Origin of the sequence: Leucothrix arctica (assembly GCF_003172895.1) — a bacterium.
GTDB lineage: Bacteria > Pseudomonadota > Gammaproteobacteria > Thiotrichales > Thiotrichaceae > Leucothrix > Leucothrix arctica.
On the sequence record NZ_QGKL01000044.1, the window covers coordinates 42,637 to 69,488 of the forward strand.

At 43.5% G+C, this 26,852-nt stretch carries 22 protein-coding genes; 6 read left to right on the top strand and 16 right to left on the bottom strand.

The window, feature by feature from the left end; translation table 11 throughout:
- Positions 1-5 precede the first annotated feature (5 nt).
- Positions 6-1,748 (bottom strand): AmpG family muropeptide MFS transporter, encoded by a 1,743-nt coding sequence (locus DKT75_RS21605; protein ID WP_245923300.1) that lies wholly within the window; start codon positions 1,746-1,748, stop codon positions 6-8.
- On the bottom strand, positions 1,745-2,527 hold the full coding sequence (locus DKT75_RS21610) for an exodeoxyribonuclease III (RefSeq protein WP_109826988.1): 783 nt from the start codon (positions 2,525-2,527) through the stop codon (positions 1,745-1,747). Before DKT75_RS21610 ends, DKT75_RS21605 begins: the two co-directional genes overlap by 4 nt.
- Positions 2,528-2,639: 112 nt before the next feature.
- On the opposite strand from DKT75_RS21610, the gene DKT75_RS21615 reads away from it, so the two are divergent.
- Together DKT75_RS21615 and DKT75_RS21620 are read left to right on the top strand one after the other, a co-directional pair.
- Positions 2,640-3,278, top strand: coding sequence for a hypothetical protein (locus DKT75_RS21615; RefSeq protein WP_109826990.1), 639 nt, complete (start codon positions 2,640-2,642; stop codon positions 3,276-3,278).
- The gene (locus DKT75_RS21620) at positions 3,278-3,565 is read left to right on the top strand and encodes a YcgL domain-containing protein (RefSeq protein WP_109826992.1); all 288 of its coding nucleotides are present in this window, start codon (positions 3,278-3,280) and stop codon (positions 3,563-3,565) included. The genes DKT75_RS21615 and DKT75_RS21620 overlap by 1 nt, the downstream gene beginning before the upstream one ends.
- Here the strand turns inward: DKT75_RS21620 and hisC are convergent.
- The 7 genes from hisC to argC all read right to left on the bottom strand — a co-directional run bounded on the left by hisC (position 3,551) and on the right by argC (position 10,230).
- Positions 3,551-4,606 carry a histidinol-phosphate transaminase gene (gene hisC, locus DKT75_RS21625; protein WP_109826994.1) on the bottom strand — a complete coding sequence of 352 codons (1,056 nt, stop codon included), beginning with the start codon at positions 4,604-4,606 and terminating at the stop codon, positions 3,551-3,553. The genes DKT75_RS21620 and hisC overlap by 15 nt on opposite strands.
- 43 nt (positions 4,607-4,649) lie before the next feature.
- Complete coding sequence (locus tag DKT75_RS21630; protein WP_211665532.1) at positions 4,650-5,819, bottom strand: transglycosylase SLT domain-containing protein; 1,170 nt, start codon at positions 5,817-5,819, stop codon at positions 4,650-4,652.
- A 309-nt stretch (positions 5,820-6,128) separates the two neighbouring features.
- On the bottom strand, positions 6,129-7,181 hold the full coding sequence (locus tag DKT75_RS21635) for a transglycosylase SLT domain-containing protein (protein WP_211665533.1): 1,053 nt from the start codon (positions 7,179-7,181) through the stop codon (positions 6,129-6,131).
- A gap of 143 nt (positions 7,182-7,324) precedes the next feature.
- Positions 7,325-8,128 (bottom strand): ferritin-like domain-containing protein, encoded by an 804-nt coding sequence (locus tag DKT75_RS21640; RefSeq protein ID WP_109826999.1) that lies wholly within the window; start codon positions 8,126-8,128, stop codon positions 7,325-7,327.
- Between the two features lie 79 nt (positions 8,129-8,207).
- Positions 8,208-8,552, bottom strand: coding sequence for an iron-sulfur cluster insertion protein ErpA (gene erpA / locus DKT75_RS21645; protein WP_211665540.1), 345 nt, complete (start codon positions 8,550-8,552; stop codon positions 8,208-8,210).
- Positions 8,553-8,632: 80 nt separating this feature from the next.
- Entirely contained in the window at positions 8,633-9,091 is a 459-nt protein-coding gene (locus tag DKT75_RS21650) for a bactofilin family protein (protein ID WP_109827003.1), read from the bottom strand.
- Positions 9,092-9,201: 110 nt separating this feature from the next.
- A complete protein-coding gene (gene argC / locus DKT75_RS21655) occupies positions 9,202-10,230 on the bottom strand; it encodes an N-acetyl-gamma-glutamyl-phosphate reductase (RefSeq protein ID WP_109827005.1) in 1,029 nt (342 codons plus the stop codon).
- A 94-nt stretch (positions 10,231-10,324) separates the two neighbouring features.
- Between argC and DKT75_RS21660 the strand changes: the two genes are divergently transcribed.
- On the top strand, positions 10,325-10,747 hold the full coding sequence (locus DKT75_RS21660; RefSeq protein ID WP_109827007.1) for a CopD family protein: 423 nt from the start codon (positions 10,325-10,327) through the stop codon (positions 10,745-10,747).
- 23 nt (positions 10,748-10,770) lie between these two features.
- On the opposite strand, the gene DKT75_RS21665 is transcribed toward DKT75_RS21660, so the two are convergent.
- Entirely contained in the window at positions 10,771-11,247 is a 477-nt protein-coding gene (locus tag DKT75_RS21665; protein WP_109827009.1) for an RNA pyrophosphohydrolase, read from the bottom strand.
- A gap of 151 nt (positions 11,248-11,398) precedes the next feature.
- On the opposite strand from DKT75_RS21665, the gene DKT75_RS21670 reads away from it, so the two are divergent.
- The 3 genes from DKT75_RS21670 to DKT75_RS21680 are packed head-to-tail and all read left to right on the top strand — an operon-like array spanning position 11,399 to position 13,116.
- Positions 11,399-12,061 (top strand): histidinol-phosphatase, encoded by a 663-nt coding sequence (locus tag DKT75_RS21670; RefSeq protein WP_109827011.1) that lies wholly within the window; start codon positions 11,399-11,401, stop codon positions 12,059-12,061.
- Positions 12,058-12,720 carry an RluA family pseudouridine synthase gene (locus tag DKT75_RS21675; RefSeq protein WP_109827013.1) on the top strand — a complete coding sequence of 221 codons (663 nt, stop codon included), beginning with the start codon at positions 12,058-12,060 and terminating at the stop codon, positions 12,718-12,720. Before DKT75_RS21670 ends, DKT75_RS21675 begins: the two co-directional genes overlap by 4 nt.
- Before the next feature lie 60 nt (positions 12,721-12,780).
- Positions 12,781-13,116 carry an Hpt domain-containing protein gene (locus tag DKT75_RS21680; protein WP_109827015.1) on the top strand — a complete coding sequence of 112 codons (336 nt, stop codon included), beginning with the start codon at positions 12,781-12,783 and terminating at the stop codon, positions 13,114-13,116.
- 71 nt (positions 13,117-13,187) lie between these two features.
- On the opposite strand, the gene htpG is transcribed toward DKT75_RS21680, so the two are convergent.
- The 6 genes from htpG to DKT75_RS21710 form a co-directional block, all read right to left on the bottom strand.
- The gene (gene htpG / locus DKT75_RS21685; protein WP_109827017.1) at positions 13,188-15,107 is read right to left on the bottom strand and encodes a molecular chaperone HtpG; all 1,920 of its coding nucleotides are present in this window, start codon (positions 15,105-15,107) and stop codon (positions 13,188-13,190) included.
- 170 nt (positions 15,108-15,277) lie between these two features.
- Entirely contained in the window at positions 15,278-16,054 is a 777-nt protein-coding gene (locus DKT75_RS21690; protein WP_109827019.1) for a carbon-nitrogen hydrolase family protein, read from the bottom strand.
- An 84-nt stretch (positions 16,055-16,138) separates the two neighbouring features.
- The gene (locus DKT75_RS21695; protein ID WP_211665534.1) at positions 16,139-17,080 is read right to left on the bottom strand and encodes a M23 family metallopeptidase; all 942 of its coding nucleotides are present in this window, start codon (positions 17,078-17,080) and stop codon (positions 16,139-16,141) included.
- 367 nt (positions 17,081-17,447) lie between these two features.
- Entirely contained in the window at positions 17,448-21,050 is a 3,603-nt protein-coding gene (locus DKT75_RS21700; RefSeq protein WP_109827023.1) for a TonB-dependent receptor, read from the bottom strand.
- 141 nt (positions 21,051-21,191) lie between these two features.
- A complete protein-coding gene (locus DKT75_RS21705; RefSeq protein WP_109827025.1) occupies positions 21,192-23,981 on the bottom strand; it encodes an SdrD B-like domain-containing protein in 2,790 nt (929 codons plus the stop codon).
- An 8-nt stretch (positions 23,982-23,989) separates the two neighbouring features.
- Positions 23,990-26,852 (bottom strand): beta strand repeat-containing protein (locus DKT75_RS21710; protein ID WP_146201420.1); only part of this gene is annotated, 2,863 nt, incomplete at its 5' end.

Consider the following 26,852-nt stretch of genomic DNA (forward strand, 5'->3'; position numbering starts at 1 on the left):
CAATCTTAAGTTGCCATCTTCACTTCACCTTTAAAGTACTTACTCGTAACTAAAATTAATATAGCGACTGGAATCGTCAGTAAAGTCGTCATAATAAAGAAGTTGGTATACCCCATCGATTGGACAAACGTCCCAGAGTAACCACCCAAGACTTTAGGGAATAAAGTCATTAACGAACTGAAGATTGCATACTGTACTGCTGTAAATGAAATATTCGTTAAGCTTGATAAGAAAGCGATGAATGCCGCACTCGCTAAGCCTGCCGACAGATTATCTGCACCAATAACAATAAATAACTTGAACACCCCTGCGCCTGACACTGCCAAGCCATTAAAGAAGTTAGCACCTGCGCTAGAAAAGCCAGAGAGGCTATCGAAACCTAATGAAGATATCCAAGTAAAGAAGCTTACACCTGACTGAGACATCCAAAGGAAAGCGTTAGTGGTGAATGCATCAGTCTGAGATAGCCAAATAAATAACAAATTGGTCAATGCAGATAAAACTGCACCCAAAAATAGGATTTTCATCACGCCATAACGAACAGCTAAGAGACCACCTAAGAAGCCACCTATGATGGTAGCAACCAAGCCAAAGACCTTAGAAGCATTCGCAATATCTAGCTTGGTGTAACCTAAGTCTTGATAGAAGACATTGGCAATTGCACCCAGTACAATATCTGAAATACGGTAAAAACCAACCAAGCATAATAGCAAAATTGCCAAACCCATTCCGTAGCGAGTAAAGAAGTCACGGATAGGATCAACATAGGACTCTTTCACCATTGTTCCGTTAACAATTTTTGCACCCATCATCACTTTCGCAATAAGCCATGCAGTCAATATCGCGGCACTTAAGCGCCCTGTTTCTACTAACAAACTTGCAAGTTTCTTATTTGAAAATATTGCAGTGAGGTGCTCTTTCGCAGCCTGTACCATCTCATAAAACGGACCATAGCCTATTTTATACCCTGCTTTCGAGCTCAGAAAAAAGATAGCTATAAAACTAGCAACCGCTAATACAAAGAGTAGGAAGAAACGAGCATAGTCACTGGTGTTATAAGTTAAGCCACTTGCTTGGTATTCAGCAGGCTCAGGTATGATTAGGGTCGTCAGTACGCCGATTAACATCACCCCGGCCATCACGGTATAAGTATTCATCCAAGCAGTGTAGTTATATGCGTCTTTTTCACTGCCAAAATAATGCGCCAAATAAAGCGCCCCTGCTCCCGCAGCGATCATTCCTATTCGGTATCCCGCAATATAGGTTGATGACATCAATGCCTGAAGCTCGTTTTGAGCAGATTCAATTCGATATGCATCAATGACAACATCTTGTGTTGCAGACGAGAAACCCAACAATACAGCGGCTAGCGCCATGATGGTTAGACTTCCTGGACTTGAAGCGGGGTCAGTAAATGCCATCCATAAAATAGCACCAATCACCATAAACTGAGATAGCAACATCCAACTTCGACGTCGCCCTAACCACTTAGTTAACAGCGGAAGGGGCATTTTATCTACAAGGGGCGCCCAAACAAATTTAAACGAATAACCCAATGCTGCCCAACTAAAAAAGGTGACTGCTGACTTCTGAACTCCCGCCTCTCCAAGCCACAAACTAAGTGACGAGAAGATAAGCAATATAGGGACACCTGCTGAAAAACCAAGAAACAGCATGGTTATGACTCTAGGATGGAAGAAGCTTAAAATCACTTCCCACCAGCCTTGCTTAACGGCTACTTCACTCATGTATTAGCAATCTCATAGTTATAGTCAATCGTCAGTGGCGCATGATCTGAAAAACGCTCTTCCTTGTAGACCTGAGTCGCTTGCACTGTCCCCTTTAGGCTTGGTGACAAGATATGATAATCAATTCTCCAACCCGTATTATTTGCCCATGCCTGACCTCGGTTTGACCACCAAGTATATGCATGCTCTTCCTGCTCGATTTCACGGAAAGCATCAACAAAGCCTTCTTCGTCGAATAACGTATCTAACCAAGCACGTTCTTCTGGTAAAAAGCCTGAGTTCTTCTTATTACCTTTCCAATTTTTAATATCTTCGTTTTTATGCGCGATATTCCAATCGCCACAAATAACAAAGTCACGACCTTCATCGCGCAGTTCTTTCATTTTAGGTAAGAAGAAGTCCATACCACGATATTTCACCAGCTGGCGCTCTTCTTTAGCAGAGCCGGACGGTAGGTATAAACTCATGACACTTAACTTACCGAAACGCGCTTCTAAATATCGTCCTTCGCAGTCCAGTTCGTCAAACCCCATCCCCACGATGACTTCATCTGGCTTGTGTTTGCAAAATAATGCCACACCGCTATAACCCTTTTTTTCTGCGTCATGGTAGTAGCAGTGGTAACCCTCAGGGTGGAATATGGGGTCAGATAGTTGGTCAATTTGCGCTTTTGTTTCTTGAACGCAAACCACGTCCGCATCTTGCTGAGCTAGCCATTCAAAGAAGCCTTTTCTGGCTGCCGCTCTAATGCCGTTGGTATTCACAGTAATAATTCTCATGCATCAATATTATACTAAAACTGCCATTTACCTCTACTTATTAGCATTTCATCTTCCAATAAGGTTAGAATGGAATTCATAATATTCTCAGCCACGAGACGCCTGCCTCATCATGGAAATTGCTGTATTAATAGCCGCTATCATCGGTATCACCCTCTTTGTCATTAGTTACCTAAAGTTCGCTTTTGAAGGGTTTCGGTTCCACGTAATCACAGGTCTGCTAGCACTTATCCCTGTACTAAACCTAATCGCGTTACCGACACTTTGGGATAGAACGAATAAATGGTTAATACTGGGTATCATTGGCTTAGCAGTAGCCGCAGGTTCATGGTTTGCTGGAGCAGGTAATACATTCCAATCGTACTGGGGTGGTAATCATAATACTGCGGCAATCTCTTCACCTGTCACAGTGGTGAATGGCTCGGCAATAGGTGCCAATACAAATACCGTTACCCCGAATAACAATCAAAACACAGCAGTAACTAGCCAAGAGAGATTCTTAACGCGCTTACCAAGTAAGGCGTTGTATAGACTTGATTTTGAGTCAGTCCCAGCAAATAATATTCAGGCACTGGTAGGTCGTATCGTGCGAATTACTGATGTAGATCACAATGTCACAGACGGTCGAATCACTAGCCTAACCGCTAGCAGCGTTTTCATCGAACAATATGGCGATGGCCAAATTGCCTATGAAATGATGCTAGGTAATATTAAGTCAGTTGAAGTAATGGTTCAGAAGGCAGCGAGATAATGGGTAACTCAGTTGAGTGTCATGTATACCGTAGCAAATTCAAAAAAGGCATGTATATCTACCTGACTAAAAAAGACGACTTTGAAAGTATTCCAGAGGAACTTAGAAGACGTGTAGGTACACTAGAGTTTTCATTTAGTTTCACTCTTGAAGAGAGTAGAAAGCTAATGCGTTATGACACGCAAGAAGTCATTAAGCAGCTTCAGGACAGTGGCTTCTTTTTGCAAATGCCACCACCCGAAACTAATTTTTTAGACCTAAACCTTCATCAATCAGACGGTTTTTAGACGATCAAACAATACGGACATTTCATCATCAGTACCTATCGTAATTCTGAGGTATTCTGAAATGCGTGGCTTGTTAAAATAACGTACCAGCACACCTTGCTCTTTCAATGACAGGTAAATCTTCTCAGCTGACTGCCCTTCTGGCGGCTTCGCAAATATAAAGTTACTACTTGATGGCAGTACCGTATAACCCAACCCAACCAGAGTCGACGTTGTTTGCTCCCGTGTTGTCATAATCTTCTGACGGCTCTCGTCAAAATACTCACGATCTTTCATTGCAGCAGTTGCACCTAACTGTTCAACTCGCCCTAAAGGGTACGAATTAAACGAGTTCTTTACACGCTCAAGCCCATCAATCAGTTCTGGACTACCTACGGCAAAACCCACACGAATACCCGCTAACGCTCGTGATTTAGATAATGTCTGAACCACTAACAAATTAGGATATTGTCCAATTAAGCTAATCGCTGTCTCTGCACCGAAGTCCACATAAGCTTCATCAACCAAAACAACTGAGCTTGGATTATCTTTTAAGATCTGTTCTATAGTATCTAATGCTAAAGCCATACCCGTTGGTGCATTAGGATTAGGAAATATAATCGCACCATTCTCTTGCTGATAGTCTTTAGGGTCTATTTCAAAGTTATCAGTTAGCGGCACTTTGACAGCATCAATACCAAACAGCTTGCAATAAACTGGATAAAAGCTATAACTAATATCTGGATATAACAGAGGTTTAGACTGCTTTAGAAGTCCAACAAAGGCATGAGCCAAGACCTCATCAGAACCATTACCAACAAATACACAGGCCTTATCGACACTATAAAAGTCAGCAATAGATTGCTTCAAGTCATCAGCATTTGGGTCTGGGTATAATCGTAAGGTGTCAGAAACACCCTCCAGCATTGCAGCAATTGCTAATGGCGATGGAGGGTATGGACTTTCATTGGTATTAAGTTTTACATACTGCTGATTTTTGGGCTGCTCACCCGGTACATACGGGTCAAGCTCTTGTACGCGTTGACTCCAAAACTGGCTCATACGGTTCTCCATAAAAAATTATTGAACCGTACGATGAGCTTAATCAGGCACGGCATTCCCATACTAACAACTGTTGACCCGCTGAAACTGTCGACTGAGGCGTTAGATGATTCATACGTTTAATCGTATTAATATGAACACCCGTTTTTCTCATTACATGCGACAGATTTTCACCCGTTTGTAAGTTGTAATATCTTCTCCAGATTCTGCCACCATGACCACTACGCTTCAAGCGTGTTTGGTAACTTAAATGGTTAGGCACAGCCTCTAAACAACGTCGCTCACTTAATGGCTGAGTGCTTTGGCTTGCTGTCTTTCGCTTGTTCTGCTGTTGCTTCCAAATACGCTGGTAATCCGCTCTTGTCTTCTTAAGCCCGCCAACTGTCTTTGGCTGAGCAGTCGAAGAACCATAAGCAGAAACTTCTTTTTTACCATGAAGGGTTTTATAAACACCCATTACACGGCGTACGTATTCACGTGTCTCTTTGTACGGTGGTATTCCACCATAACGATCAACCTTACCTTCACCCGCATTGTAACCTGCTAGGGCAAAATGCATATTGCCTTTATAACGGTCCAACAACCAACGAAGGTAGCGAGTACCCGCACCAATATTTTGGTGACTACTATAGCTGTTACGGACACCAAAACGACGGGCTGTTGCTGGCATTAGCTGCATCAAACCGCGTGCGCCTTTATGTGAGCGTGCACGGATCTTGAAGCAACTCTCAGCAGTAATAACCGACTTAATGAGGTTTTCATTAACACCGTGTTTACGACTAGCTTCGGTAATTGAGCGTTGATACTGCTTAGATTTGCTTTGAATCTTAGTGTAACCGTATTGATAGCAAGGCAAATAACGCGAACGTTTCTTAGCCTTTGTCGTCACTTTTTGAGTACTTGTCTTAGACGAGGCATTAAGCAACAACTTCATGTCTGACTGACTGATATCAGCTAACGCATTTTTAGATACGTTCCTGCTTTTAGCTGACTGACTAGCCCCAGCAATATCTTTAACACTTTTACTCAGTTCCTTTTCTAACGAAGGGGGAAACTGAGTGCTAACACGCTTATCATCAAGCAACGCGACTACTTTAAGTAAATCTTGCTCAATCGTGTCTACTGATTTAGATGCTGCGTGCCCCACACTGAACATCGTCATCAATGGTAATGTCACGATTACGCATGACACTTTCTGAATATATCTATTCATTAATAGATTCTCTTAAACTCTGACTTTTGACAACCAATCCACGCAAAGTCGGATCATTAAGCCGTCAAACTAACAGGAAACTAACCAGGAGGAATCCAAGAAACAAATCAACGGTATAAATTTTACCGATCAACTGTAAATAGTGAAATGTAGACTCAGCACTAATTGCTACAAGTAAATAACATAGCAAAAAAATGTGCAGGCGCCTCCCCAACTGGCCTGTTTGGCTCTATTATTATTCTTTATTTAACAACTGCTAAGCAGTGATTTATAAGATAGTACATGAAGTGCTTAAAGTCAAAGCAACTGCTAACGATTTACGCACTGCCATACCAAGACCTTTCGCCCTACTTTAACATTAAGTCTAGAAATACCGCGGTTCAATGATAATAAATGCTTCAAGCCCACCCCAGTCTGCTTAGATATAGTAGACAACGGAACCCCCTTCCTTACAGTATAAAAACGGCGCCACAGCTTGGTACGCTTAATTAAGTCAGATGATCGACGTATCTTAGAGGAGCTAGAGTCACGACATGTGTAAGAATTAGTTCTCTGAGCAATCAAACGCCTTTGCTGTCGCTCATGTGCAGCCACTGCTGCCTTAGTTGCAGCTCGAGATCGCCACTTATAGTCAGGCTTGATGAAGTTTCCACGTACAGGAGTCTTTCGCTGTACTGCGTAAATCGCTTTAGCCTTAGTCGTAGGGCTCTTGTGGGCATACCTTACGGCTGCACTACTGCCTTTTAATCGATGATAAACACTCAGTACACGACGGACATATTCTTTTGTTTCGCGGTATGGGGGAATGCCCGAGTAACGGTCAACCGCACCCTCACCTGCGTTATAACCCGCAATTGCATGTTCCATCTTTCCAGAAAAACGCTTCAATAAGAACTTTAGGTAACGAGTACCACCACGGATATTTTGAGAGGGTTGATAGGGGTCACTCACACCAAATCGAGCAGCCGTTGCAGGGATTAACTGCATCAAACCTTGAGCGCTTTTAGGGGAACGCGCCGTCTGACGAAAACAACTCTCAGCAGTAATTACTGCAATAATTAACGCTTCATCAACACCATACTTAGCACTATTCGTTCGAATGTGTGGTTGATAAGCATCTGCTTTGCTTCGCAATGTTTCAGCCGAGTACTCATAACAAGGCCCAGTCAAGCGCCTGCGCTTAGAAGTAGGAGTGTGATTACTAACTTTTTTAGCTTTAGGTTTTGAGGATATAACGCGCTCAATAACAACTGCAGGCTGATTAAATTCTTTCAGACGGCTTTCTAATGACAATGATTCATCAGCATTAGCCGTGCCTAATAAACTACAACTTGCAGCAGCAAGCAATATAACTCTTTTCAATGTATCCATACTCTTTTTAAAAGTCGTCGAACCCTGACAACAAAAAAGCACATTTTATTATTCTTATATCCATGCCTTATCAATAAAGACAGTATATCTCAGCTGAGAAACTGCAAACGTTAATTATTTGTATACCTGATAGTTTACATTTTTATGAGGGCTTCCATCTCTTCTTCAGTGAACCCTGCTTGTAAACGTCCTTCCATATAAAATGGCCCGCGTAAGCCGCCACCCATATACTTTAGCAGTAAATCTCGAAAAGTGGACTCAGGCTCGACACCTTTAAGCTCACAACAGTATTTATACCAATGTGAACCGATGGCTACGTGACCAATTTCTTCTTCCAGAATAACCTTTAAAACAGTAATGGTTTCATCATCACCCGTATGCTCCAAGCGCCGAATCATGCCTGGTGTGACATCTAAACCACGTGCCTCAAATACTCTCGGCACTAATGCCATTCGCGTTAAAACATCATGATCCGTTCGAACAGCCATGTCCCACAAACCGTTATGAGCAGTCATATCACCGTACTCATAACCCATATCTTTTAAGCGTACCGTCAACATACTAAAGTGCTTTGCTTCTTCAGCAGCCACTAATAACCAGTCTCGATAATATTGGTCTGGCATATCACGGAAGCGATAGATTGCATCCAACGCCAAATTAATCGCATTAAACTCAATATGAGAAATCGCGTGAACTAGCGTAGCCCGACCTTCTGGCGTGGTTAGTTTTCGCTGCTTAACATCACGCGGTGAAATCAATTCAGGCTTATCAGGACGTCCTGAAACTGCTACTTTCAATACCTCACCACTTGCCTCACGGCGTAGCGGTGCGTTGTTAGCGTATTCCTCAAACAAAGCCTGAGTCGCCATTACTTTTAACGAAGGCACTGGCTGCATCAAACATGCATAAGCCGCATCGTATATTGAAAGAGTAGTCATAAAATAAGGTATCCAAGAAACAAGAAAACCCCGCCAATGGCGGGGTTTTGATATCTAGCGCGTTAAAAACAACCGCGTATTAGACGTTGAACGATGATCCACAACCACAGGTTGTCGTTGCATTCGGGTTACGAATAACAAACTGAGCGCCTTCAAGACCTTCACTATAGTCGATATCTGCACCGACTAAATATTGGTAGCTCATTGGGTCAATCAATAGCGTTACACCGTTTTTAACAACAGATGTATCACCATCATTTAGGTTTTCATCAAACGTGAAGCCATACTGGAAACCAGAACAACCACCACCTGATACAAACACACGTAGCTTTAGTTCTTCGTTGTTCTCTTCTTCAATTAGCGTCTTCACTTTTGCAGCTGCTGCATCTGTAAAGTTCAACGGCGACATATCTTCTGCCGACATAGTTTCAACTGACATACTTAACTCCTATTCGTCAATACATAGAGTATAACGATATTTTCCTAATCCACCTAAAAAGCAGACTATTTAACTGATACTTTCCCTTCAGCCGCAATACTCGCAGCCTCTGCAGAGATCGTGTTATTTGGGTTATAGCTCACTAGCTCATGATGAACCAACTTACCATTCACGCCTGAACCTGCTGCCATTTCTAACAAATTATAGTGCAAGTCTCCGTTAATTCGTGACTTCTCGTACAGCTCAACCTTGTTGTTAGCCAGTACATTTCCGTCAATGCGACCATTAACCATCACATTAGCCGCTTTCACACTACCTTTAATATGTCCGGCATCACTCAAAATCAAGGTGCTGTTCTCATCATCTGAGATAAGGTCACCTTCAACCGTACACTCAACATGCAGGATACCTGAGAAATACACATCACCCGCAATTTTCAACTTACGGTTTAAAGATGCGTCCACTCTCGGCTTTTTAGCCGCTGCTGCTGGTTTAACCTGCTTGTTTTTGTTCTTTTTAAACATACTCAAATCACCTACTCATCTCTCATCGCACAAATACTCGGGACAAGCCCTCACAAATCCCAAGTACTCATGATACTCCAATTACATCAATGCGTATCGTTAAGTCTGGTTTATGGAAGCATTCCAGGGTGACGCAATGCTTCAGCCTCATCAAAACCCAACATCAAATTCATATTTTGAATGGCCTGACCTGCTGCACCTTTAACCACATTATCAATCACCGACAACACGATAATACGACTACCATTGCCCGGACGGTGCATTGCAATACGGCACATATTACTGCCTTTCACTGAACGCGTTTCTGGTTGTGAACCTGCAGGTAATATATCGACGAAACGCTCATCCTTATAACGCTCTTCATACAAACTTTGTAGATCTAACGACTGATCATCACGCGTATATAACGTCGCGTGAATACCACGAATGATCGGTAATAAGTGTGGACTAAACGTTAAGTCAACGTCCGTGCCTGCAACAGCATTAAGTGTCTGAACGATTTCAGGCTGGTGACGGTGACCAGATGTCGCATACGCTTTAAAGCTCTCACCTGCTTCACTGTAAATATTCGCTAAGTTAGGCTGACGCCCTGCACCACTAATACCTGACTTGGTATCTGCAATTAAGTTTTCTAAGTCAACTTTACCTGACTCAATCAATGGCAATAAACCCAAGGTAACAGCCGTTGGATAACAACCTGGGTTGGCCACTAACTGTGCGCCACGAACTTCATCACGGAACATTTCAGGCAAACCATAAACAGCTGTTTCTAGTAGCTCTGGGCACGCATGAGTCATGCCATACCATTCCTGCCAAACATCCACATCTTTAATACGGAAATCAGCCGCTAAATCGATAACTTTAACGCCTGCTTTTAGTAACTGTGGCACTTGCTTCATTGCGACACCGTTTGGCGTGGCAAAAAAGACTAAGTCGCAGTCAGCCATCGCATCATCACTAGGGTCACTAAATAAGCAATCACAGTGACCGCGCAAGTTAGGGAACATAGCGTCTACGCGTGTGCCAGCATTACTTCGTGATGTGACAAAGCTCACTTCAACGCCCGGATGCATCGCTAGCAACCGAAGTAATTCAACACCGGTATAACCGGTCGCACCCACTATGCCTATCTTTTTCATAATAACTCGCAACTGTAAATTAGTGCCCCGTATAATAGCGGGGAATTCTTTGGCAATCTATGGCCTTTGACAAAACAAACACAAGGAAAACCTCATGTACCTATGGCTTAAAGCTTTTCACGTTATCTTTATGGTGACTTGGTTCGCAGGCTTGTTTTACCTACCACGACTTTTCATCTACAACGCAATGGAAGAAAACAAAGCAAGCTTCGAGCTATTCAAAACCTTAGAAAGACGACTGTTTGGGATAATGACGATAGGCGCAGCGGCAACCGTCATCTTTGCACTAGCATTACTAATGATGAATGCTAGCTACCTCGTTCAAGCGGGATGGTTTCAAGTCAAAATATTATTTGTACTGGGGCTATTTGGGTATCACTACTGGTGTTACCGCATCATGTTGACGTTTAGAAAGGGTGAAAATACCCGTAGTCATACTTGGTATCGTTGGTTTAACGAAGCACCTGCGATTGCGCTGATTGGGATAGTTGTGTTGGTTATTGTCAAACCGTTTTAAGTCCGACAATAACCGCTACAATATTATGTACTCGCTAAAAGCGGTGCTAATTGCTGCATCGCTTTTTCGTACACCGAACGTTTGAAGTATACAACCTCTCTAACAGGTCGACCGTGGTGAACCCAACGCCAGCCATCAAATTCAGGGACATCACTGGCCCGTAAGTTGACGCTAGAATCATCCGTGGTTAAGCGCAATAAAAACCAAAGCTGCTTTTGACCAATACACGTCGGCGTAGAACGTCGACGAATCAAATGCTTTGGCAGGTGATACTTTAACCAATCATCAGTAAAACCCATAACTTCAACGTGTTCAGCTGTCAGACCAACTTCTTCTTCCAGCTCGCGGAACATAGCTTCTAAAGGTGTTTCGCCTTCATTTATGCCACCTTGAGGAAACTGCCAAGAGCGTTGCCCTATTCGTTTACCCCAAAACACTTTGCCGTCATTATTGGAGAGGATGATGCCTACGTTTGGCCTGAAGCCATTTTCGTCTATCATGACATTCTCCCTTTCCTTTCTCGTGTGTTGATTTTTTCACAACTGTCATGAATCAGCAAACGTTAGCAGCTATAATCCTCCTTTTTTATGTTAAAAATTTTACCTATTCGATATATGGTAGGTTTTTAACCAATCATAAATGAGTTCTACGATGACATTGGCACTTTTTGATTTAGACAACACACTCCTTAGCGGCGATAGCGATTACCAGTGGGGACAGTTTTTGGTCTCTAAAAATCTCGTTAACAAAGAAGAACACACTGCTAGAAATGATGAGTTTTATGCGCAGTATGTCGCTGGCACTTTGGATATCCATGAATTTGCAGCATTCAGCTTTGAAACACTCGCTTGTCGTACAATGGATGAACTGGCTGAACTGCATCAACAGTTTATGACCGAAAGCATTGAGCCAATCATGTCGAGTAAGTCAAAAGCATTGATCGCACAGCATAAGGCAATGGGGCATACGCTGATGGTCATCACCGCAACGAATAGCTTTGTGACGCGTCCGATCGTAGACGCTTTTGGTATCGAACACCTTATCGCGCTTGAACCAAAAATCGTCGATGGTCGCTACACAACACAAGTTGAAGGTACACCCTCTTTCAAAGAAGGCAAAGTGACTCGCTTAGAAGAGTGGTTAAAGACAAATGACGAAACATTAGAGGGAAGTTACTTTTACAGCGACTCACATAATGATTTACCCTTAATGGAACGCGTAGAAACTGCTATCGCGGTAGACCCTGACGATAAGCTTGCCGCTATCGCACGGGAACGTCACTGGGACATAATTTCACTCATTGAAGACAAATGAATATAAATCCATACCGACCACCCGTCCATGAAGGTCTAAATATTCTCCAAATGGATGATGACCTGATACTCATCGACAAGCCTTCAGGATTGCTGTCTGTACCTGGGCGTGGCGAAGACAAACAAGACTGCCTGATTAGCCGTGTGCAGCAAGAGTATCCTGAGGCACTGATCGTACATCGACTTGATATGGACACATCTGGCGTCATGGTGCTAGCAAGAAACAAGTCCATGCACCGTGAATTAAGCCTGCTATTTCAAGAGCGAAAAACAGAAAAGCACTACAGTGCGGTGGTTGAGGGAATCGTTCACCAAACCAGTGGCCGTATTGACCTACCGCTACTTGTAGACTGGCCAAACAGACCAAAGCAACAAGTCAATATGCTGATGGGTAAGCCAGCGGTAACTTTCTTTAATGTCATGTCGCGTAACACTGACAGTGACTCAACGCTTATGGACTTGCGACCGATTACAGGCCGTACTCATCAGTTGCGTGTTCACATGGAGTTTATTGGTCACGCTATTTTGGGCGATGACTTATATGCACCGCTGGAAAGCTTAAGTCGGTCTCCTAGGCTGTTGCTTCATGCCCGTCAACTCGAATTTAAACACCCAATAAGCAACCAAACTATCTGTTGTTCATCGGAGATTCCATTTTAAAGTCGTAGAATAAAGTTTATACCCAACGTCACATAATAAAAAATTAATCGAGGTGTAACTATGAGCGATACGACTAAGCTGCTCGACGACGAAACCTTTGGCGAAATAAAGTCATTACTTGGTGATGACTTGCCAATGTTCTTGGATATTTTCTTTACTGAAAACCAGCAAGCGCTAGAGAACATCAAAACAGGTCTTTCTGATGAAGACCCAGAAGCAGTCAAGGCCGCTGCACATGGCATGAAGTCTAGTTGTGCTTATCTTGGCGCAACGGAGCTATCTGACCTTGCTGCCTACTTGGAAGAGAACTCACAACAAGATGATATTGCCAATTTGAAAAGCATTCATTATAAAGCACAGGGCATGTTTGACATCATTCGCTCTGAGTTAGACTAAATGTTAAATACAAAAAAACCGCCGTTGACTCTCATCAACGGCGGCTTTTATTTGCTTGTGTTAAACGCTTCTTAAGAAAGCTTCAACATCAATGCATTTAGCTTGTGAACGAAACCTGCTGGATCTTCCAACTGCCCGCCTTCTGCCAACAATGCTTGATCAAACAAGATACTTGCCCAGTCCTTGAATAACTCATCATCCGTCTCACTTTCCATACGCGTTAGCAATGGGTGTGTTGGATTGATTTCAAGAATCGGCTTGCTAGAAGGCATTTCGTGACCGGCCTGCTTCATCAACTGCTGCATGTAAAGCGCCATGTCCTGCTCGCCCAATACGATACAAGAAGGTGAAGAAGTCAAACGGTGAGAAACACGTACATCTTCAACCTTATCCGCAAGTACATCTTTCAACTGCTTCAAAATTGGCTGTGCTTCTTCTTCTGTCTTCTTTTGCTCTTCCTTATCTTCTTCGCTATCTAGGCTACCTAGATCTAGCTCGCCTTTAGCAACAGACTGTAGCTGCTTACCGTCAAACTCAGTTAAGCCATTGATCATCCACTCGTCTACACGGTCAGATAACAATAAAACTTCGATGCCTTTCGCGCGGAATACTTCAAGGTGAGGACTGTTCTTTGCTGCAGTGAATGAATCCGCTGTAACGTAGTAAATCTTCTCTTGGCCTTCCTGCATGCGAGACACGTAATCTTCTAGCGATACATTCTGCTTTTCAACATCAGTTTCAGTTGAAGAGAAACGAATCAACTTAGCGATCTGTTCTTTATTAGATGTATCTTCAGATGGACCTTCTTTAACAACCTTACCAAACTCATCCCAGAAAGACTGGTACTTTTCAGGCTCGTTCTTAGCCATCTTATCAAGTAGGCCCAAGACCTTCTTAACCGATGCTTTCTTCATGCTCTCAACCGTTTGGTTGCTCTGAAGAATCTCACGAGACACATTCAAAGGAAGGTCGTTTGAGTCAATCACACCACGTACAAAACGTAGATAGTTAGGCATTAGGTTCTTTGTGTCATCCATGATGAACACGCGCTGCACGTAAAGCTTGATGCCGTTACGTTGCTCTGGCTCCCAAAGATCCATCTGTGCTTTAGCAGGTACATAAAGCAGAGACTTATACTCAAGCTTACCTTCAACATTGTTATGAGACCATGCCAATGCATCAGTATAGTCATGAGCAATGTGCTTGTAGAACTCTTGATATTCTTCGTCAGAAATCTCGCTCTTAGGCTGTGTCCACAATGCTTTTGCTTTGTTAACTACTTCCCACTCTTTCGCTTTTGGCTCATCACTTTCTTTAACGTTGCCTTCTTCATCGTACTCAGGCATTTCGTTCTTATACATCATCACTGGTAGTGAAATGTGGTCAGAGTAAGTAGAAATTACGTTACGTAAACGGTAACCGTTTGCGAACTCTTTTTCATCTTCTTGAAGGTGAAGAACGATCTCAGTGCCACGAGATGCTTTATCAGCAGCTTCAAGTGTGAAACCAGACTTACCGTTAGACTCCCAAGTCACAGACTCAGTAGAACCTGCTGCGCGAGTTGTTAGTGATACTTTGTCAGCAACAATAAATGCTGAGTAGAAACCAACACCGAACTGACCGATCAAGTTAGAATCTTTCGCAGCATCGCCAGAAAGCTTAGACAAAAATTCTTTAGTACCAGACTTCGCGATCGTACCAATGTTGTCGATCACTTGCTCACGAGTCATACCAATACCGTTATCACGGATGGTTACTGTATTTGCTTCTTCGTCGAATTCAACTTCAACACGTAGGTCGCCGTCGCCTTCGTAAAGTGTGTCGTCAGAAATCGCGTTAAAACGCAATTTGTCACAGGCATCTGCACCGTTGGAGATCAATTCGCGCAGGAAAATTTCTTTATTGGAATACAGTGAATGAATCATCAGCTGCAAAAGTTGATCTACTTCTGTCTGAAACTGCATTGATTCTTTAGCTTGTGTTTGTGTCATTGCTAGGATTTTCCCTAATTGTTAATCGTTATGTGAAGGGAATTTTGGGGCAAGCGAATGGAATTCAAGGGGACGCTAGACTAAATTTCTTAATTTTCTTATTTCTTTGAATAATTATGTAAGAAGAACTAGATATAGCATAAAAAACACACAATTTAAAAAAGATGACGCTAAACAATATCCTGCCTTGATTGATCCAAATACCACGATGAAGTCGCAGATAAATCAAGATCACAAGTACCTATCTTGGTATCTGCTGATAACGTTTCCCACAGAGTGTAGCCTTGTGGATCTATAATCATGGATGGACACTTCTGATCATCGCCTGCCACATTTGCACACAATACAAAACGCTGATTTTCCGCTGCACGACTAATCAAATGACTTCGCCAGACATCTGCTTGTGCAGCATCACCAACAGCATTGGTAGCGTAGATAAAGATTTGAGCACCCTGTCTTGCCAATGCAGACCATTGCTCTGGGAAACGTATTTCTCGGCACAATTGAAAAGCAACTTTGATAGCTTGGCCATGATGTTGTATCTCAAAGCAAGACAGTTCGTTACCTGCTGAGAACTTACCTCGTTCACTAATGGCCAAGTTAGCTTTGCGGTAGCTAAACTGCTCGCCATTGGGAGCGTAGTAAAACGCAGCGTTGTACCAATGACCTTGTTCATAAATACACGAACCAAAGGTTAGGTGTATTTTCGCCTGCATTGCGAACTCCTTAAGGCGCCCCAACGCTGACACTAATATTTCCTTATCGATATCATCAACAAAGCTCACTTCTTCTAAGTAACCTGATAGCGCTCCTTCTGGAAAGACAACCAAAGAGAACTTAGGAATATCATTTAACAATAACAACATCCGATGTTCGTTTTCTAAAACATCGGGTGTAATCGGGAATTGGATAACAAATGATTTTAACTGTGGCTTTGTAGTCATCATTCAATTATACAGATTGCTTAAGGCTACAACAGACACTCTAATATCAATCCTGAAAAATATTTCACCTGATAATAAGTCAGTAAACTACTTACCTTCACTCACAAGTAAATTAGCTTCTACCATTAGAAACTCTTGCTCTAGCATATCCTGATAAACAGGCAACTTACGCACAATTCTATTAATAGATTGAGGCTTAGTACGAGTCTTCGGTAACACTATTAGCTTAGCCGCCAGATTACTGTACTGCTGAGCCAACTCTGTTAAGTCAGCTTCAGATTCAGATTCATGAACCTTCTTTGCAACGATCGTTATCCTCGGCTTCGCCTTTTTAGGCTGAATCTTACAAGGAACTGGATATGTTAAGCCGCTAGGCTTGTACATTTTGCCTTTTTCAAAACAAGTAATTTTCCCTGCACCATCCGCCCAATACATATGTGGGTTTGGGGCAATAGCACCGTCACTAACAAAGCTTGCCCAACCCCAACCAAATAGTGGAATGCTTTTAGGGCTGTAGGAAATTTGGAAATGTAAGTGATGAAAGCCTGCTCCACAGCTAGTGAATATGTCATTGCCCATTTCGGCAATTTGCTGACCGCGCTTTACCTTTTGCCCGACTCTCACTTTGAAGTTTTTAACGTGTCCGTAAAGTGCATAAATACGTCTCCCCGTTTTATCGAGCCCATGACTGACTAACATCGATGGCCCCCAACATTTATCCACTTTTGCCTTGATCACTACACCATCCGCAGCAGCAATAATCGGACTACCAATAGCCGCAAATATATCTACACCATTATGAGTACCGCCTCGCCTTAAGCCATTTGCACCAACAGAACTGTGGTAGTCAGACACGATAACAGGAGCCTGCTTGGGTACTTTGACTAAAACGTCGTGTGCTTTGCGAGTAATATTCTTCCACGCATGAACACGACCATAAAAGCCTGTTTGTTGGAGTTCTGCTAATGGCGAAGTTTTTGCAGATGCAGGCATACTGACGGACAGGCCTGACAAAAGTAGTAACGTCACCGAAAGATTTATTGAATTCGGGATACTTAAAGTCATGATATTTTTATTTTGAGTTTAGGTTCGGGGTACAAAGCCTAAAGCTTTTGTTTATCATCACATTGGTTTGCTGAACCTTGATTTAACTTAGACTTAATTTCAGACTTACGGGGGGCTGAACACTAAGTCTTTTACTAGCTAAGGACAAATCAATTAAAGAACAACCAAGGTATTATCATTACACATGATTGATAAATACCTGGGCCTAAGAACCCCAAATATTTATACGTTACAGAGAACATTTATTTTAAAAACACCCATTGAAAGCTCAAATTATTCGCAGCAACACGTATTTATATTTAACTGAAACGTATCTCTGGTACCCGCTAACTTAGAACTTACCCACTAAGTTAAGGAACCAGCCTTCCGCACTTTCTATCTTATCTGACAAATCATCGTTGAAGTCAGTGAAGTTATAACCGACACCTAACTTCAAGTTTTGTCCAATCTGGCGGTCCACTGAAACCATCGCACCGTGTTGTGTATCTTTTGATTCAATAGAGTCTAACCAATGGTACTGTGCCATTAGGTCCCAGTTGTGAGTCATGTGATAACGAGCACGTGCTGACGCAAGTGTTGCATTATTCTTGCTCCACTCACCCGTGTTACGGTCACTACGAACTTCGCCTTGCTTATAAGCTACCTTACCGCCTATTTCCCAGCGTTGGTTTAGCTGGTAACTATTTTCTAGACTAGCGATCAGCGACTTCTCATCGACTTCATCACTTTGGTTAACCGGTGATAAGTCATACTGGTAAGTCACTCGACCCAATATATTATGGCGATCATTATTTACAGGACGATAAGCAAACCCTACTCCTGCTTCTGCAAACATCGCATCAAGGTCGTTATCCAACTGATCCTTTGTTTCTGAGTAGTTAAGCTTCCCCTGCACACGTAGCGATGGGCTAACACGATGATTCACTTTGTTAGTCGTGACAAACTGCTTTGTGTGCTCACTCTCACCTTTATCATTTCTAAACTCAACACGAGCACTTGCTTCGGTATGATCCTGTTTATAGTTCAATCCAACCGTTAGCGCATCACGGTCAACCGTACCGCCGCTGGTTTGCTCTAACGTTGCTTGCTGGTATGAGAACGTCGTATTGAGCTTGTTATTCAACTTATAATCTAGACCAAACGTATTACCTAAGCCAGCCTGTGCATCTTCATGTGTGTACTGATGCTCCGTATAAACTTTTAGCTGATCTGATACCGACTTTCGTTGACCAATAGTCACGATATTACGCTCTTGATTATCACCACTATCTCTCGCCATGGTGTAATTTGTATATAGGTCGTAATCATTTGACGCTTTGTAGCGTGCACCAATAAGCGCAGAGTCACCGCGATCACCTGAACTCACTTCAGCATTTAGATCAACCTTTTTACTTAAATTTGACGTCGCGCCTAGTGTTAATAGATCATTACTTTCATAACCCCCTGACTCCGCAATTGTGCCCTGTGCGATCGCGTAAACATTGAAGTCTTTGCTAAAACCATAACCTAGTTTAAGCGCAGCTAACGTTCCTTCACCATCATTATCACTGTTCACGAGATCTTTCTCAGTAACCTGGCGAACCTCAGCAGCGACTGTCACTTTTTCACTGACTTTATAGTCAGCCTGCAAGCTAATTGACGTGTCTTTTGACGTTGCTTCTACTTCTAACAGCGTTGCTTTTAACGATGCTTTTAAGCTCTCTGTCAATGTGACTAGTGCCGAGACACCCGCGTCAATAGTATCAATGGTAGTGTCAGTATTTGCACTTGAGAAACCTGCTTCACGATGCTTATACCAAGCGCCGATAGAGCCTTCTTTGCTGCTGTAATCTTTAAGGTTTGCACGCGCTTCAATACTATAAGCAGCACCTTGAGTATCTGTGCCTACCTCGCTAGCGTTACTACTAAACGGCGAGAAATTTAAACCACCGTCAGATGATAAGAAACTACCCAGCGTTTGGTTTGACTCACTTTCAGCGTACTCACCTTTAATGTAAGTCCCTATCGCTTTTTGGATTGTTAAATCAATACCTTGGTGGTTATAGTCATCCGTATCACGGCTCTCATGAATAACCGTTCCACCAATCGCAATATTATTCGTTAACCAGGCTTTACCACGTGCACCATAACTGACGTTATCACTTTCAAAATCACTGGGTACATACTCATAATCCACCATCAAAAACACTTGACTTCCGTCCAGCGCATTGTCTTTTATCAGTGACGAGTTCGCCTGCTTTACCACTTGTAACAGTGGACGATTCAGAATGATGCGGCCTTGATAGTCATCAATTTGATAATCCTGACCTTCAACCAGTACGACGCTCTCAATCGCACGCTCACTGTTTTCATTCTCTCGAACTTCAATCCAGATTTTCTCTGAACCATCGACAATGTCTTTATCTTTTAAGTAGTAAAGACTACCACCTGTTCCTAAGAACTGGTTATGTCGGTAAGCCGACTGCGTTTCAGAACCGAACACTGAAACATCCGTTCTATTATCACCACGGCTAGTGACTTGAGTACTCTTGTGATTAAGCTTTGCACCATACAAACTACGGTTAAACGAGCTTAACTCTGTCCCCGTGAAATCAGTATTAAAGTTACCCCAAAGCGCCTTTGACTTGTCCCAGTCAACACGCACATACAGCTTACCTTGGCTATCGGTATCATCAACCAGTGTCGAGTCATCACCGTAAACTGGGTAGTATTGCTCTGGGTCTAAACGACGGAAAATACTCTCTGGGTCTTTCTTATGAATGTCATCAAAGATGTCTTCAATCGGCGCTGTCTCAGTATCCATTTGTGCCGTGAGCAGGTACTTACCCTGCACTTTGCCTTTCAGATAAAAAGCCAGTCGTCCATTAACAAAGATGTCACCATCTAACTGCTCATCGCCGTCACTTAAGGTTTCTAAGTTTCCACCCACGCTGCCTTCACCCGCTGTAATATCAGCAAGTCCAATCATAAACAGGTACTGCCCATCCAACTTAATGTCTAGGTTTTTGGTGTATTGCTGCTGAGCGTTGTCGGTGATGTTTACGGCAAACTGATACTGCCCTTCAGGCAAAATCGTTTCAGTCACAAACTTACGTTCCGATAAAGTCATCGGGTTGCCGTTAATAGTGATCCTATTACCTTCGACAATGTCACGACCAGATACTCTAACGCTAGAACCATATACAGGGATCGTTTGCAGTCTTAAGTTACTCTCGAGAGCATTAGAACCTGATAACACAACAGGTTCGTCGACCTGATTTTTATAGTAGCTTTTCAGCGCAATAGAGCGTGTATTAGTCTCATCAACATGACCATCTTTACCTGTTGCACGCAACACATAAACCAGTCGATCACCTGACTGCAGTTCCTCTCTATTCGCTGTTTTTCCATCCCACTTAACTGTCTGATCAATCGCTAATTCATTGCCTTTAAACTGAGCGAGTGGCGTTGTAAAGTCTTCGTCTGTTTCGTTGTAAACAGTCAATACCCAATGATCAATGTAATGAGCATAGTTAGTACTTAGCGTAAAACTCATGGGAGTCACAAAAGCACCCTCATGAACGGTAACACTGCTAGCGCCGGTCACATTAAGCTTTGGCGTTACTTTACTCGGGTCTTGTGTGACCCAGACCACACCACCATCATTTAAAGCGATGCTTCGGTTAAATGCCTTTTTCGTTTGTCCTTTGGTAAAGTCAGTAGTAGAGACCTCATTAAAATGATTGGGGTTTGTCTCACTACTATCTTTAGTAATAATGGTTAACGTGTAGTCGGCAGTACTGATCGTATTTGAACCACTCGTCGTTTGCGCAACAACGGCCACAGAGCAAAATACTAGGCCTGATACGACTGATAAGAGCGAGCTTTTAGCGCTTGGAATCAATCGTTGATATGAAAACGAGTTCGATAATACAGCGGCTAATTTGTTCTTCATGGGGTATACCTTTATTTTTATTATTAGGGGTGTATTCCTGATAATTTAATTTTCTAGTGCTTAGTTTTTTTATTATTTTTATTATTTAGCACATATCTAATTTTGGTCGATCAGGGAGTGCCCAAAGGCACTCCCCAAAACTCACTGACTACTCACTTCCACTCGAACGCCTGTCATAAGCTGATGACCTAGTCGCTCAAGTAAATAGGCTTGGATACTATGAGCACGTTGCTTAGCTAATACTAGACGGGCTTGTGGGGTCAAATCTGTCTGACCAGACATACCAATAATGATATGACCTTGACCATATTGCTTAATATTACGAGCAATATTATTTAGCGCCACCCTATTACTCGCCTTGATAGAGGCTCTACCCCTATCAAAGAAAGAAGCGTTCAATCTAGCTTGAGCGACTTGCTCCAAGCGTTGCTCTAGTTTTACACCGAAGTTGATTCTTTCCAATGCCGCACCAGTCAAACGTAACACCCTAGGGTTTTCCGTCGTAAAGCGAGCACCTTGCGGTAACGTTGCTGAGTCTACTTTAATAATAAAGTTCTGACCCATACCACGTGTTCCACCATCAACATCTGGGATGTTATATCGACCATGTTCATCAGTTTCAATAACCAAGCCTTTCACTGTCGCTAGACGCACACCCGGAAGACCTTCTTCTTGGATACCGTAGTTAGTAATTGTAATCTCAATGACACTCATCACTTGTGCTGGCTGACGCATTGCCACTACCGATGTTGGCGTTGGAACACCATCAATTAGTCGTGTTGTGACTCGAATATCTTGAGCGGTCAGACTCTTCGCCTTATCGCCAACATGAGACTCAGTTACATGACCATTTCTATCAACGGTGATCATCGTGCCCTGCTCCGTTGTTACCTTGAAGTCATTCTTTCTACTTCTAGGCATACGAACCACTTTGCGGTGTTTAGCTGGGTTATCCAGCACGCTAACACGCGCATTCAAATCACCAAGATTTAGACCGTTCCAACCAAAGTAGTCACTTTTAACAGCAATACCGGTCGTGTAAGCAGGATCTTGATAACCATCACCATCACGGTCATGGAAAACTTTACCGATCAATGTTGCCTGACCAGTAACCGTATCAGCGACCGTTTCTACCGAAGCTGTTGCGATATTTGAAGCAATATCAGTCAGAGAACCAACAGCAAACGCTTGCGCTGTATTCACTGAACTACCTTGAGGTGCAGCAGTACCCACTCTGACTAAGTAGCCAATTTGAGCTTTCTCTGACTGACCCAAAGTAATCGACTTAAAGCGCACAGGGTCCGTACCTGTAACCCTTGTCGTCGGATACGTATCATCGTCTGTTCCAAACGTACCATCGGCACCTGCATGGGTTAGCTTCACGTTTGTTGACGCTAGCTTGAAGCCCTTAGGTAGGTTGTCATTAATATCAAATACGATCTCTTCTTCCGTTAAGTTCTCAGCTCTAATTGTGTAGTAAAGCTGGTCTCCAACACTGATCTGCTGCTTGTTCACTGACTTAGATAATAAGATTGAATTATCATCAAGGTCAGGGTTAGCAACAATCACAGGTGCTAGTGGTAAAGGAATATTTATCGACTGCCCTGCGACCAAGACTCCATTCGTTCTTTGGGTTGAGATCAGCGTACCCTCGGCATCGTAAAACTCTACCGTGTACTCCGCTGGGATCAGACCTGTGATCGAGTAGTTACCTTGAGCATCAGTCACTGTCGTCGCAACGACATTTCCGTCAGCATCTTTGATCTTTAACGTCCAACCGGCTTTACGTTCCTCATCTGCATCGATAACACCATCTTGGTTAGTATCAATCCAAACAACACCCGTAATCGCTGCTGGCTCTTCATAGTCAATACTCACTGTTGCGACGTTAGACTTATTACCAGACAGGTCAGATACCGTATAAGAAATATCCGTTGGGTCACCTACAAAGCCAGCTTCAGGTGTAAATGTAATCGCACCTGTTGTTGGATTAACCACCCAAGTACCTTCTCCAGCAACCACTAAAGTCGTCACTGACTCACCTGAAGGATCAATCATCTTCACTGAGGTAGGATCTAGCTTACTCTCTGAATCACTGTCATTACCCACTGTTTCAACCGTTACAGGCTGACCCAATGGTTGATTTGGCGCTGAGCTATCGTTTTGCGCCACTGGCAATTCGTTTGGCTCGACCACAATCGTGACCATCGCAACTTGGCAGTTTGCTGGTGTAGACAGATCACATAACTCATATTCCATCTCATAAGTACCGGCTTGAACCGTCGCATCCGTGCTTACCGCACCTGTTGCTGGGTCAAGCGTGATACCTGCTGGCCATATACCCGCTGGCCATGTACCTGACTCTGCAATCGTCGCATTACCGCCTGTTCCTAGTTGCACAGCTTGACCATTGATTGTGTCGCCATCAGTAATGTCAGCAATTGGTGTCGCAGGTATACCTGCTACCGATGTGCCTGCGTCATCATTAGGAGTAACTTCACCCGTCACAGTAATCATGATTGTCGCTGTTTCACAGTTTGCTGGCGTTAGTAGGTCACACAATTCATATTCAATTGTGTAAACACCTGGCTGGACCGTCGCACCAGTGCTTACCGCACCTGTATCAGGGGCAAGCGTAATACCTGCTGGCAATATACCTTCTGGCCATACACCTGAAGGTGCGATGGTTGCATTACCGTCAGTACCTAGTTGAACAGGCTGACCATTGATCGTATCGCCTTCAGTGATATTCGCAATCGGCGTTGCAGGCACACCTGATACCGACGTACCTGCACTATCACTTGGTGTTACTTCAGGGTCTGCATAAGTAACGGTTAATGTTGCTTCGTTTGAGGTATTACCATCGCTATCGTTCACTGTGTAAGTGATCGGTGTTGGGTTACCTGCTAATGTCGCGCTCGGTGTGAACATGACATTACCTAAAGCATCAACGGTGTACGTACCATCATCATTCGTAAAGCTTGAATCAATACTGGCTGTTGTTGATCGAGATCTACCGTTGCTGGATCAATCGTGCTGTCAAAGTCCAAGTCATTACCAACAACTGCTAAGAGCGTAGTTGGATTCGTTGAAGAAGGAGCACCAAGATTAGCCTCTACGTCATCCATCGCAATGGGTGCTGCGCCGTACGTGATCGTCAGCGTCGCTTCATTTGAGGTATTTCCATCACTATCATTTACTGTGTAAGTGATTGGCGTTGGGTTACCTGAAAATGCTTCATTTGGCGTGAAGGTTACGTTACCTAGCTCATCAACATTATATGTTCCATCTTCATTAATCAGCGTCGAATCAACCCATGGCGTTGTAGGATCAAGATCCACCGTCGCTGGATCAATCGTACCGTCTGGAGCTGAATCGTTACTCCCTACTAATGGCAGTGTCGTTGGGTTCGTCGGTGAAGCTGTGCCCAAGTTCGCTTTTACATCAGCAACAGCTACTGGCGCTGTTCCGTAAGTCACTGTCAGCGTTGCTTCATTTGAAACATTACCAGCGTTGTCGCTCACTGTGTAAGTGATCGGCGTAGGGTTAGCTATCAACGTTTCGTTTGGTGTAAAGGTGACATTACCTAAGGTATCTGCCCTATACATACCATCGTCATTAGTAAATACAGAATCAATGCCTGGCGTTGTAGGATTAAGATCTAAAGTTGCTGGATCGATCGTGCCATCAGCATCCGAATCATTACCACCTACCAATGGAAGTATGGTTGGATTCGTCGGTGAAGGCGTTCCTGAGTTCGCTTCTAAATCATCAACCGCTACCGGTGCTACGCCATAAGTCACTGTCAAAGTGGCTTCGTTAGACGTATTGGCATCATTATCATTCACCGTGTAAGTGATCGGCGCTGGGTTACCTGTCAATGTTGCGTTTGGTGTAAAGATTACGTTACCTAGCGCATCAACATTATACGTACCATCTGCATTAATCAGCGTCGTATCAACCCACGGTGTCGTAGGGTCGAGATCCACTGTCGATGGGTCAATCGTGCCATCAGGGTCTGAATCGTTACTCCCTACTAGCGTTAGCGTTGTTGGATTTATTGGCGAAGAAATACCTAAGTTAGTCGCCTCATCATCCGTCGCAACTGGCTTATTACCGTAAGCAATGGTTAGTGTTGCTTCATTCGAGGTATTACCATCGTTGTCGTTCACTGTGTAAGTGATCGGCGCTGGGTTACCCGTCAATGTTGCACTTGGTGTAAACGTGACATTACCTGCAGCATCGAGCCTGTACATACCATCATCATTAGTGAATACCGAATCAATGCCTGGCGTTGTAGGATTAAGATCTATTGTTGCTGGATTAATCATACCGTCAGGATCTGAGTCGTTACTTCCTACTAATGGCAGTATCGTTGGGTTTGTTGGTGAAGGAGCGCCAACGTTCGTCGCCGTATCATTCATCGCAACTGGATCACTACCGTAAGCGATCGTTAGTGTTGCTTCATTTGAGGTATTTCCATCGTTATCGTTCACTGTGTAAGCGATCGGCGTTGGATTACCTGTCAGTGTTGCGCTCGGTGTGAACGTTACATTTCCTGCTTCATCAACCGCATAAGTACCATCACCGTTGGTGAATGTAGAATCGATACCCGGCGTTGTAGGGTCTAAGTCAACCGTCGCTGGATCAATTGTGCCATCCAAGTCTGAGTCATTACCGCCTACCAGTACAAGAATGGTTGGATTCGTCGGTGAAGGTGCACCTGGGTTCGTTGCTAAATCATCAACCGCAACCGGTGCTGTGCCATAAGTCACTGTTAGAGAGGCTTCATTCGACGTATTACCGTCGTTATCATTCACCGTATAAGCAATCGGCGTTGGATTACCTGTCAATGTTGCACTTGGTGTAAACGTAACATTACCAGCGGCATCGACTACGTAATTACCGTCAGCATTAGTGAAACTCGTTTCTATAGCTGATGTTGTAGGGTCTAAATCAATAGTCGAAGGGTCAATCGTGCCGTCAGGATCTGAATCATTACTCCCTACTAATGGTAGTGTTGTTGGATTTGCTGGTGAAGGAACGCCAAGGTTCGCTTCAAAGTCATCAACAGCAACAGGCGCTGTGCCATAAGTTACTGTTAGAGTGGCTTCGTTTGAGGTATTGCCGTCGTTATCATTCACCGTATAAGCAATCGGCGTTGGATTACCGGTCAATGTTGCACTTGGTGTAAACGTAACATTACCAGCGGCATCGACTGTGTAAGTACCATCAGCATTAGTGAAACTCGCATCTACGGCTGGTGTTGTAGGATCTAAGTCCACTGTCGCTGGATCAATCGTGCCGTCCGGATCTGAATCATTACTCCCCACTAATGGCAGTGTCGTTGGGTCTGTTGGTGAAGGAACACCTAAGTTCGTCGCGGTATCATCCATTGCGACTGGCTCATTACCGTAAGCAATCGTTAGTGTTGCTTCATTTGAGGTATTACCATCGTTATCGTTCACGGTGTAAGCGATCGGCGTTGGATTACTGGCCAGAGTTGCGTTCGGTGTGAACGTTACATTACCTGCGGCATCAACCGCGTAAGTACCCTCACCGTTGGTGAATGTAGCATCGATACCCTGCGTTGTAGGATCTAAATCAACCGTCGCTGGATCAATTGTTCCATCCGAGTCTGAGTCATTACCGCCTACCAGTACAAGAATGGTTGGATTCGTCGGTGAAGGTGTACCTGGGTTCGTTGCTAAGTCATCTACCGCTACAGGTGCAGTACCATAAGTCACCGTCAAGGTAGCTTCGTTTGAGGTATTGCCATCGTTGTCGTTCACTGTGTAAGTG

Excerpts from the sequence above, each read along its gene's own strand:
- DKT75_RS21650 (WP_109827003.1), bottom strand. The coding sequence starts at position 9,091 with ATGTTTAAAAAGAACAAAAACAAGCAGGTTAAACCAGCAGCAGCGGCT.
- hisC (WP_109826994.1), bottom strand. The coding sequence starts at position 4,606 with ATGAGCCAGTTTTGGAGTCAACGCGTACAAGAGCTTGACCCGTATGTA.
- argC (WP_109827005.1), bottom strand. The coding sequence starts at position 10,230 with ATGAAAAAGATAGGCATAGTGGGTGCGACCGGTTATACCGGTGTTGAA.
- DKT75_RS21705 (WP_109827025.1), bottom strand. The coding sequence starts at position 23,981 with ATGTTCACACCGAGCGCGACATTAGCAGGTAACCCAACACCGATCACT.
- DKT75_RS21610 (WP_109826988.1), bottom strand. The coding sequence starts at position 2,527 with ATGAGAATTATTACTGTGAATACCAACGGCATTAGAGCGGCAGCCAGA.
- DKT75_RS21615 (WP_109826990.1), top strand. The coding sequence starts at position 2,640 with ATGGAAATTGCTGTATTAATAGCCGCTATCATCGGTATCACCCTCTTT.
- DKT75_RS21660 (WP_109827007.1), top strand. The coding sequence starts at position 10,325 with ATGTACCTATGGCTTAAAGCTTTTCACGTTATCTTTATGGTGACTTGG.
- DKT75_RS21665 (WP_109827009.1), bottom strand. The coding sequence starts at position 11,247 with ATGATAGACGAAAATGGCTTCAGGCCAAACGTAGGCATCATCCTCTCC.
- DKT75_RS21675 (WP_109827013.1), top strand. The coding sequence starts at position 12,058 with ATGAATATAAATCCATACCGACCACCCGTCCATGAAGGTCTAAATATT.
- DKT75_RS21630 (WP_211665532.1), bottom strand. The coding sequence starts at position 5,819 with ATGAATAGATATATTCAGAAAGTGTCATGCGTAATCGTGACATTACCA.
- DKT75_RS21690 (WP_109827019.1), bottom strand. The coding sequence starts at position 16,054 with ATGATGACTACAAAGCCACAGTTAAAATCATTTGTTATCCAATTCCCG.
- DKT75_RS21605 (WP_245923300.1), bottom strand. The coding sequence starts at position 1,748 with ATGAGTGAAGTAGCCGTTAAGCAAGGCTGGTGGGAAGTGATTTTAAGC.
- htpG (WP_109827017.1), bottom strand. The coding sequence starts at position 15,107 with ATGACACAAACACAAGCTAAAGAATCAATGCAGTTTCAGACAGAAGTA.
- erpA (WP_211665540.1), bottom strand. The coding sequence starts at position 8,552 with ATGTCGGCAGAAGATATGTCGCCGTTGAACTTTACAGATGCAGCAGCT.
- DKT75_RS21640 (WP_109826999.1), bottom strand. The coding sequence starts at position 8,128 with ATGACTACTCTTTCAATATACGATGCGGCTTATGCATGTTTGATGCAG.
- DKT75_RS21620 (WP_109826992.1), top strand. The coding sequence starts at position 3,278 with ATGGGTAACTCAGTTGAGTGTCATGTATACCGTAGCAAATTCAAAAAA.
- DKT75_RS21680 (WP_109827015.1), top strand. The coding sequence starts at position 12,781 with ATGAGCGATACGACTAAGCTGCTCGACGACGAAACCTTTGGCGAAATA.
- DKT75_RS21670 (WP_109827011.1), top strand. The coding sequence starts at position 11,399 with ATGACATTGGCACTTTTTGATTTAGACAACACACTCCTTAGCGGCGAT.
- DKT75_RS21700 (WP_109827023.1), bottom strand. The coding sequence starts at position 21,050 with ATGAAGAACAAATTAGCCGCTGTATTATCGAACTCGTTTTCATATCAA.